8 protein-coding genes are annotated in these 8,363 nt (G+C 45.9%); 3 read left to right on the top strand and 5 right to left on the bottom strand.

Annotated features, from left to right (window positions below; translation table 11 throughout):
* Window positions 1-294: 294 nt before the first annotated feature.
* Window positions 295-774, top strand: coding sequence for a Dps family protein (locus tag VJL_RS24430; protein ID WP_005388254.1), 480 nt, complete (start codon window positions 295-297; stop codon window positions 772-774).
* 108 nt (window positions 775-882) lie between these two features.
* On the opposite strand, the gene VJL_RS24425 is transcribed toward VJL_RS24430, so the two are convergent.
* Window positions 883-1,497, bottom strand: a complete 615-nt coding sequence (locus VJL_RS24425) for an HAD family hydrolase (RefSeq protein WP_038881916.1) — start codon at window positions 1,495-1,497, stop codon at window positions 883-885.
* Window positions 1,498-1,621: 124 nt separating this feature from the next.
* Here VJL_RS24425 and VJL_RS24420 point away from each other — a divergent pair, with 124 nt between their 5' ends.
* Entirely contained in the window at window positions 1,622-2,617 is a 996-nt protein-coding gene (locus VJL_RS24420; protein ID WP_038881915.1) for a S66 family peptidase, read from the top strand.
* 28 nt (window positions 2,618-2,645) lie between these two features.
* On the opposite strand, the gene VJL_RS24415 is transcribed toward VJL_RS24420, so the two are convergent.
* The 4 genes from VJL_RS24415 to VJL_RS29735 form a co-directional block, all read right to left on the bottom strand.
* On the bottom strand, window positions 2,646-3,722 hold the full coding sequence (locus tag VJL_RS24415) for a PQQ-dependent sugar dehydrogenase (RefSeq protein ID WP_038881914.1): 1,077 nt from the start codon (window positions 3,720-3,722) through the stop codon (window positions 2,646-2,648).
* Between the two features lie 149 nt (window positions 3,723-3,871).
* Complete coding sequence (yiaY, locus tag VJL_RS24410; protein ID WP_038881913.1) at window positions 3,872-5,020, bottom strand: L-threonine dehydrogenase; 1,149 nt, start codon at window positions 5,018-5,020, stop codon at window positions 3,872-3,874.
* Between the two features lie 334 nt (window positions 5,021-5,354).
* Window positions 5,355-6,005 carry an isoprenoid biosynthesis glyoxalase ElbB gene (gene elbB, locus VJL_RS24405; RefSeq protein ID WP_005442612.1) on the bottom strand — a complete coding sequence of 217 codons (651 nt, stop codon included), beginning with the start codon at window positions 6,003-6,005 and terminating at the stop codon, window positions 5,355-5,357.
* 12 nt (window positions 6,006-6,017) lie between these two features.
* On the bottom strand, window positions 6,018-6,164 hold the full coding sequence (locus VJL_RS29735; protein WP_173400290.1) for a hypothetical protein: 147 nt from the start codon (window positions 6,162-6,164) through the stop codon (window positions 6,018-6,020).
* Between the two features lie 129 nt (window positions 6,165-6,293).
* On the opposite strand from VJL_RS29735, the gene yddG reads away from it, so the two are divergent.
* Window positions 6,294-7,196: an aromatic amino acid DMT transporter YddG gene (yddG, locus tag VJL_RS24400; RefSeq protein ID WP_038881912.1), complete on the top strand. Its 903-nt coding sequence runs from the start codon at window positions 6,294-6,296 to the stop codon at window positions 7,194-7,196.
* The last annotated feature ends 1,167 nt before the right edge of the window (window positions 7,197-8,363 follow it).

Here is an 8,363-nt window from a genome sequence, read left to right as displayed (position 1 = left end):
CAACGTGGACTCCGAATACATTAGCGCAAACCAACTCCGTTATTACTAAATTGTAGTTGCAATAACGGGGCGGACCATACATTTTTGTTGGATGATACGCCGATATTCGTCTACTTGCTCATTGGATTTGGCTATTTAAATCATAGCTAAAACCAAATTTTCTTCACCGAGCCGGAGTCGTAATATGACTCCATCGGCAGCAAATACTGCAAAAGAATTTTTAAACTTTATATCAATCCCGGTAAGAGAATCGTTCGTTACTACGATTGGTATCATCCTTCTAGGAGCAAGATTATGAACAAACAAGTAAGCCTAATTGGTCTAGACAGCGAACAATCAGCACAACTAGCTCAACAGTTAAATCAACTGCTAGCGCATTACCAAGTGTTGTACATGAACTCTCGCGGTTACCACTGGAACATTAAAGGTGCGCAATTCTTCGAACTGCACGTAAAATTTGAAGAAATCTATACTGATCTACAAACAAAAATCGATGAGCTTGCAGAGCGTATTCTAACTTTGGGTCATACGCCAGCGCATGCATTCAGCAACTACTTGGAAGCAAGTGAAATTAAAGAACATCAAAACGCGACTTCTGGTGAGGAGTGTGTACAAGGTCTGGTTCAAGGCTTTAGCGTTCTACTTCTAAAACAGCGTGAGATTCTACAAAACGCGGGTGAAGCAGATGACGAAGGTACAGCGGCATTGATGGGTGACTACATCCGTGAGCAAGAAAAATTAATGTGGATGCTTAACGCTTACCTACAAGGCTAAGTGGCGCATCACCCAAGTAATCCTTGGGAACGCATGAAACAATCGGGAATAAGTCATAAGGGGCACGTTGGTGCCCCTTTTTTTGTTTGCGTATTTTATATGTGTGCTTTATTTGCGTGGTAAGGATTCGAAACGGCTCAATAAATCACTGAGTTCATTAAGCGCCAATGAGGCTGAATCATTGAAGGTTTCTTGATTACCATGATGCACAAGGCAAGAGGGCATCTGCGCGTTATACGCTGCCTGCAAGTCGTAAAGGTAATCGCCGACATAAAGCACTTCATCAGGCATCAAACGCCACTCTTTCGCCAACACCTGCAAAGACAATGGGTCTGGCTTGGGCGGGAAGCATTCACGAGTGATGACTCGCTCCACAGAGATTTGGTTGTGCTCTAGTTTGCGCTGCGTGGCGATTTGGCAGTTGCGCGTCACGATAGCGGTTTTGATTTCATTTTGATGCAAGTGGGCGAGCAACTCATGGCAGCCAATCATTGGAGCAGACTGCTCAGCATCAGAAATCTCGTAATCAAATATCACGTTATGAGCGTGCTCTCGATGATGAGGGTGCTTAAGTGCGTCGACAAAATCCAATAGATCTTCACTCTGCGGACAACCTAGCTGTTGTCGCAATTCGCCGAAGTTCATATCAGAACTCACCAAGGTGTTGTCTAAATCAAACACCACGGCTTTAATTTTATCGAGCTGTAAAGGGAATGGAATCATAATGACCTCGTACAACTTAACCGAACTATCGTTTTAAAAAACAAAAGGTTATTGTTAAGTTTAGATTCTTCTGCTTAGATTGTACGAAAATAAATCAACGATGTATCACAAAACAAGGACGCGCATGATCATTCCTAAACCATTACAAAAAGGCGACACCATCGGCTTTTTCTCGCCATCCTCTCCAGCCACGGTATTTGCGCCAGCGCGTTTTGAGCGTGCCAAAGCGTATGTGGAATCCCATGGTTACCAGCTAAAAGCAGGTAGCTTAACGGGCAAAACTGACCAATATCGCTCGGGTTCGATTCAAGAGCGAGTAGAAGAATTGAATACGCTGATTCGTGATCCTGAAGTGCGCTGTATTATGTCGACCATTGGCGGTTACAACAGTAACTCATTGCTGCCTTACATTGATTACGAGGCATTGAAGAAAGATCCCAAGATCATTGTTGGCTATTCGGATGTGACGGCTCTTCTCATGGGCATTTATGCACAAACCGGCATCGTTACTTTCTATGGTCCCGCTTTAGTGGCATCTCTGGGTGAATTCCCGCCACTGGTGGACGAGACCTTCGCTTCGTTTGAGTCGATTGTGAATACGTTAGATGGATTGGCGCATCAATACACAATGCCTCAAGGTTGGACAGATGAATGGATAGAGTGGGGCGAGCAAGACCGCGCAAAGCACACGCTAGCGAACCAGTGGCACTTTAAAGGCGAAGGCAAGATCACCGGACGTTTGATTGGTGGCAACCTCAATACCATGACGGGTATTTGGGCAAGTAAGTTTATGCCGAGTATCGAACAAGGCGATATTTTGCTAGTGGAAGATTGTTTGCAGGGCATTGAAACGGTCGAACGCTCTTTTGCGCTGCTCAAGCTTTCTGGCGTGTTTGATAAAGTTGGTGCGATTGTGCTCGGCAAGCATGAAAAGTTCAACGATAAAGGCACAGGACGAGCACCTATAGACGTGTTATTAGAAGTACTTAACGGTCAACCACTGCCAATTTTGTATGACTTTGACAGCTGTCATACCCACCCAATGCTCACCGTTCCATTGGGCTCGACCATGACGCTCGATTTTGACAATGAAACGGTGGCAGTGAGTTTAAAGAGCTAGCTTTGTCTGACTAGCTCTTAAGAGAAAACTATTTCTCCTCAAGACGAAATATTTTGCCGCTGTCGGTAGAAAAGTAGATATAACCATCGGGGCTGATGGTTATATCTCTTACTCGCTCACCAAGATTCTCCATCAATCTCTTTGATTCGGTGAGCTTGCCATTCTCAATAGAGACCACGTTGATGTGCGCCAGTTTCAATGCACCAGCGAGGATTTTTCCGTCCAACTCTGGGTATTTATCGCCACGGTACAAAATCATATTGCTGGGTGCGATAGAAGGGATGTACACCAACTTTGGATCTTCCATTCCCGGTAACGACTTAGCTTCCCCGACGTCCAACGGTCCCCAATATTCTTTACCATGAGAGACTTTTGCCCAGCCGTAGTTTGCGCCTTTCTTGATTAGATTAATTTCATCGCCACCGCGTGGTCCATGTTCAATCGACCACAGCTGTTTTGTTGTTTCGTCGTAAAACATGCCTTGTGGGTTGCGGTGCCCGTAACTCCATATCTCAGGACGAGCTTCGGAAGGTTTGAATGGGTTTTCTTGCGGAACCGAACCATCAAGGTTGAGACGCAGAATACTGCCAGCATGGGTTTGAGTGTCTTGCCCATTATCACGTTCACCACGGTCACCGATTGAGAAGTAAACTTTGTCGTCTACAAATGAAAGTCGACTGCCGTAGTGACGCCCTATGTCGGTGATGGCATCAGCAACAAAGAGATCTTTCCAACCCACAAGCTGATTGTTTTGCAATTGCGCCGTCGCTAACGCCACCGTATTGCCTTTGCTCGTGCGCTTGCTGTAGGTAAAGAAGAGTTGCGGGTTTTGCTTATCGGCATTCGGTGCGAGCGCGACATCCAATAAGCCAGCTTGCCCACTGGTGTTCACATCGGGGACGTTAAACAGCTTTTGAGGTTTGCCTGATGTGATATCCAGCAACGAAACCGTACCGTTCTTTTCATTAACGATAACGCGTTGGTTATCTAAGAACTCGATCCCCCAAGGGATCTGAAATCCATTCGCCACTTCGTTAGCGCGGTATTCGGCAGCGTTGGCAGAAAGGGATAAACAAGCGAGTAGGGCAGCAGCAATCGTTCTCATGGTTCCTTCCAATATGAATCGTATTAATGCTTAAAAGCTAACACTAAAAGAGAACGTTTTGCAGAGCATGGATTGTATAAGAATGTAAAAAATCCCCGATACGAGATCGGGGATTGAATTAAGGCTAGAGAATTGTTTATGTAGCGAGATTACATCGCTTCTTCGAAGATCTTAGAGATTTCTTCGTGAGTTGCTTGTTTAGGGTTAGTGAAACCACAAGCGTCTTTCAGTGCGTTGTCTGCTAGTGTTGGGATGTCTTCTAGTTTCGCACCAAGCTCTTTGATACCTGCTGGGATACCTACATCTTTCGCTAGAGTAACGATAGCGTCGATTGCTGCCGCTGCACCTGCTTCAGCAGACATGCCTTCTACGTTTACGCCCATTGCTTTCGCTACGTCACGTAGACGCTCAGGACATACTTGCGCGTTGTAACGCTGTACGTGAGGCAGAAGAATCGCGTTACAAACACCGTGTGGAAGGTCGTAGAAACCACCTAGCTGGTGTGCCATTGCGTGTACGTAGCCTAGAGACGCGTTGTTGAACGCCATACCCGCCATGAACTGTGCATATGCCATTTGTTCACGAGCTTCTAGATCTTCACCATTTTTCACTGCTGTGCGTAGGTACGCTTGGATAAGTTCAATCGCTTTGATTGCTACCGCATCAGTGATTGGTGTTGCCGCGATAGATACGTAAGCTTCAATCGCGTGAGTTAGGGCATCCATACCTGTTGCCGCAGTTAGCGAAGCAGGTTTAGCTAGCATTAGCTCTGGATCGTTTACAGAGATAAGCGGTGTCGTGTGCTTATCAACGATAGCCATCTTGATGTGACGCTCTTCGTCAGTGATGATGCAGAAACGCGTCATTTCAGATGCAGTACCCGCAGTCGTGTTGATTGCGATAAGTGGCATCATTGGTTTTGCAGATTGGTCTACGCCTTCGTAATCTGCGATTTTGCCGCCGTTAGAAGCAACAAGCGCGATACCTTTCGCACAGTCGTGTGGTGAGCCACCGCCTAGAGAGATAACGAAGTCACACTCGTTATCAGTAAGAAGTGCTAAGCCGTCGTTAACGTTGCTGATAGTAGGGTTTGGTTGAGTGCCATCGAACACAACAGTTGCTACGTCGCGTTCTGTTAGTAGATCTTGAACCTGCTTTACTACGCCGATTTGGTTAAGAATCTTATCCGTAACAATCAAACCTTTTTTAAAGCCTTGAGATTGGATGCTGTCTGTTGCGTCTTTCAGACAACCAGCGCCCATTAGGTTTACGGTAGGGATAAAAAATGCACTTGTCATATTGGATTGCTCCGTCGTTATTTTTAATAATCTTTCTTAATCTGTCATTTACTCTGGCATACCCCGTTCTTGATTTAGATTGATCTAGGACAAGTTTAACCCCTTAGGGGTATCTTGAGGGCTGAAAGTGTGATGGCAGTCTTGTTGCACAGTGAGATGGTGCAACACCTACTTAACGTAGCTGAAATATCTCATTTATTACGCAAACGATTGGCAAAAATAACAAGATTCGTACGGTTTATCTCTCAATTAGACTAAAGTATAAAAAATCCCCATTAATATGTAGTCTATCAATGGGGATTCGTATGGTGTGTTTTAAGCAAACGTTTTCGACTTAGGCGATTTTAACTAGCTTATCTACTAGTTTTTCAATGCCTGACGCAGCTTGGGAGATATTCTCCGCTAACATATAAGCTGGTGTTGAAAGCACGTTGTGTTTTTCATCGAAATGGATTTCATCCACCTGACAATTGACGTGCTCACCCCCCATATGACCGAATGCTGCTGCAGTGGCTTCATCGTTACCAATGGTGCCTTTTACACCTTGATCGTAAATCATAGGGATAATAGTTGGTGCGATGCATAAATAACCTGCAGGTTTGCCCGCTTGAGCGAATGCACGACACGCTTGGGCGACGTGAGTATTGATCGAACATTCTGCGCCTGAGACGGCGAAGTCGGTTAAGTTTTTCGCGGCACCAAATCCACCTGGAAGCAGTAGGGCATCGTATTCATCAACGTTAAGTTTGGCGACATCGTCAATGTTACCGCGAGCGATACGAGCTGATTCGATCAAGACGTTGCGTGTTTCATCCATTTCGTCACCGGTTAGGTGATTGATGACGTGGAGTTGGTCAATGTTAGGTGCAAAGCAGTGCCAAGTTGCACCTGCCTTCTCGATGGCGTAGAGCGCCAATACGGCTTCGTGGATCTCAGAACCGTCGTAAACGCCTGAACCACTTAAAATGACTGCGACTTTTTTCATGATTGGATTCCTTTACTCTGAACGTTCCTTAGATTGTTCTTTACTATCTAGACCATGCGTTTCCGAATGTGTTTCAACGTTTTCACTTTCGTCGTCTTCCTCATAGTAGCGCACAACAAACGGTGTCAGAATGACACTCGAAGGCAGAAAATGTTTCATATCGACTCCAACCGCTTAATAGAGTGGTTTTTATACCGATTTTGGAAAAAGAGTACGTTGAAGCGGATCATTTTTGAGTTAAGCTGCAGTTTCCTTTGGCATTCATGAGCAGTAGGTCACATAGATAACATGCAATCCTATCAGTTTCGTTTCACCCTTTATGGTTGTATCGCCATTCTCTCTTGGAGCTGTTTGCTAGGCATCGCAAGATTGGTGACAGAAAGTTTGGGACCCGTGGGTGGATCAGCCATGCTGTATTCTCTGAGCTCCATTTTTCTGTTGATTGTGGTTGGCATCCCAAAACTGTCGTATTTCTCACCCAAGTATTTGGTTCTGGGTGGGGCGATGTTTGTCTGCTACGAGATCTTCCTCGCGCTGGCATTGGGCTACTCCAATTCTCGTTCTCAGGCGATTGAAGTTTCCATCGTCAATTATCTATGGCCGGCACTAACCGTTTTGTTTGCGGTATTGGGCAGTAACAAAAAGCCGAACTGGTTACTGTACCCGGCAGTTATGTTGGCATTCATTGGTGTCGCTTGGACGGTCAGTGGTGATAGCGGTTTATCACCGACGCAGTTATTGGCGAACATCAGTAGCAATCCGATTGTTTACTTTATGGCATTTGCAGGCTCAGTCATCTGGGCTGTGTATTGCAATCTGACTCAAAGACAACAATCGAAGCACAACGCGATTACTTTGTTCTTTATCGCGACAGCCATCTCTTTGTGGATCAAATACGCCTTTACTGATGAGCCGCCAATGGCATTCAGCTGGCAAGCGATGGGGTACTTAGTGGCTTCTGCAGCTTTAATGGCTGGTGGTTACGGGTTGTGGAATATCGCGATTGTTGGCGGCAATATGATGTTTCTCGCAACCTTGTCTTATTTTACGCCGATTTTCTCTGCTCTGTTTTCTTCTATTATTCTGGGTGTCACTCTAAGCCACAGTTTCTGGCAAGGGGTCGTAATGGTAACGGTTGGTTCGTTGATGTGTTGGCTGGTCACTAAAGAGAAGCGCGAAGCTGCTGGATAAGTTTTCTGTAGGAGAGGGCAAGTTCACAAGCCACAGTTCAATGTACCAACCCCTCCTAACCTGCCCTTGTATTTGGCATCTAAGCTCTCAACACTCCGAGTCAAAGGGGAGGGACTCGTCCTACATCTGAGGTTAGTCCATTGTGCACTATTAGCATTCGCAGGGTCAGTAGAGGAGTGGCGATCTTAAGTTAGCAAAGAATAGCCCTCCCCCTTAATCGCCGTATTCAAATGCGAAGCAACTCAAGTCAATAAAAGGGAGAGCTGGTGGGGGCAAGTTCACAAGCCACAGTTCAATGTACCAACCCCTCCTAACCTCCCCTTGTATTTGGCACCTAAGCTCTCAACACCCCGAGTTAAAGGGGAGGGACTAGTTCTACATCCGAGGTTAGTCCATTGTGCACTATTAGCATTCACAGGGTCAGTAGAGGAGTGGCGAGCTTAAGTTAGCAAAGAATAGCTCTCCTCCTTGAACGCCGCATCCAAACACGAAGCAATTTCAGTCAATAAAAGGGAGAGCTGGTGGGGGCAAGTTCACAAGCCACAGTTCAATGTACCAACCCCTCCTAACCTCCCCTTGTATTTGGCATCTACGCTCTCAACACCCCGATTCAAAGGGGAGGGACTGGTTCTACATCTGAGGTTAGTCTAGTGCGCACTATTAGCATTCGCAGGGTCAGTAGAGGAGTGGCGATCTTAAGTTAGCAAAGAATAGCTCTTCTCCTTGAACGCCGCATCCAAACACGAAGCAATTTCAGTCAATAAAAGGGAGAGCTGGTGGGGGCAAGTTCACAAACCACAGTTCAATGCACCAACCCCTCCTAACCTCCCCTTGTATTTGGCATCTAAGCTCTCAACACCCCGAGTCAAAGGGGAGGGACTGGTTCTACATCCGAGGTTAGTCTAGTGCGCACTATTAGCATTCGCAGGATCAGTAGAGGAGTGGCGATCTTAAGTTAGCAAAGAATAGCCCTCCCCCTTAATCGCCGTATTCAAATGCGAAGCAACTCAAGTCGATAAAGGGGGAGTTGGAGGGGGTTGTAAGTGCATCAATCGAAGAAATAAAAAAGCTCCCGAGATTGAACTGACCCCCAATAGTTGGACACTAATTATTGGGGGTCTTTTTATGTCCAAATATAGCCGCGAGCTAAAATGTGTCATTGCTAAA

The organism is Vibrio jasicida CAIM 1864 = LMG 25398 (genome assembly GCF_000400365.1).
In the GTDB taxonomy this organism is placed as follows: Bacteria; Pseudomonadota; Gammaproteobacteria; order Enterobacterales; family Vibrionaceae; genus Vibrio; species Vibrio jasicida.
This window is presented reverse-complemented; position numbering and strand designations above follow the sequence as displayed.

Bases quoted from the DNA above. Each gene is read 5' to 3' on its own strand.
- VJL_RS24430 (WP_005388254.1), top strand. From the start codon at position 295: ATGAACAAACAAGTAAGCCTAATTGGTCTAGACAGCGAACAATCAGCA.
- yddG (WP_038881912.1), top strand. From the start codon at position 6,294: ATGCAATCCTATCAGTTTCGTTTCACCCTTTATGGTTGTATCGCCATT.
- elbB (WP_005442612.1), bottom strand. From the start codon at position 6,005: ATGAAAAAAGTCGCAGTCATTTTAAGTGGTTCAGGCGTTTACGACGGT.
- VJL_RS24425 (WP_038881916.1), bottom strand. From the start codon at position 1,497: ATGATTCCATTCCCTTTACAGCTCGATAAAATTAAAGCCGTGGTGTTT.
- VJL_RS29735 (WP_173400290.1), bottom strand. From the start codon at position 6,164: ATGAAACATTTTCTGCCTTCGAGTGTCATTCTGACACCGTTTGTTGTG.
- VJL_RS24415 (WP_038881914.1), bottom strand. From the start codon at position 3,722: ATGAGAACGATTGCTGCTGCCCTACTCGCTTGTTTATCCCTTTCTGCC.
- yiaY (WP_038881913.1), bottom strand. From the start codon at position 5,020: ATGACAAGTGCATTTTTTATCCCTACCGTAAACCTAATGGGCGCTGGT.
- VJL_RS24420 (WP_038881915.1), top strand. From the start codon at position 1,622: ATGATCATTCCTAAACCATTACAAAAAGGCGACACCATCGGCTTTTTC.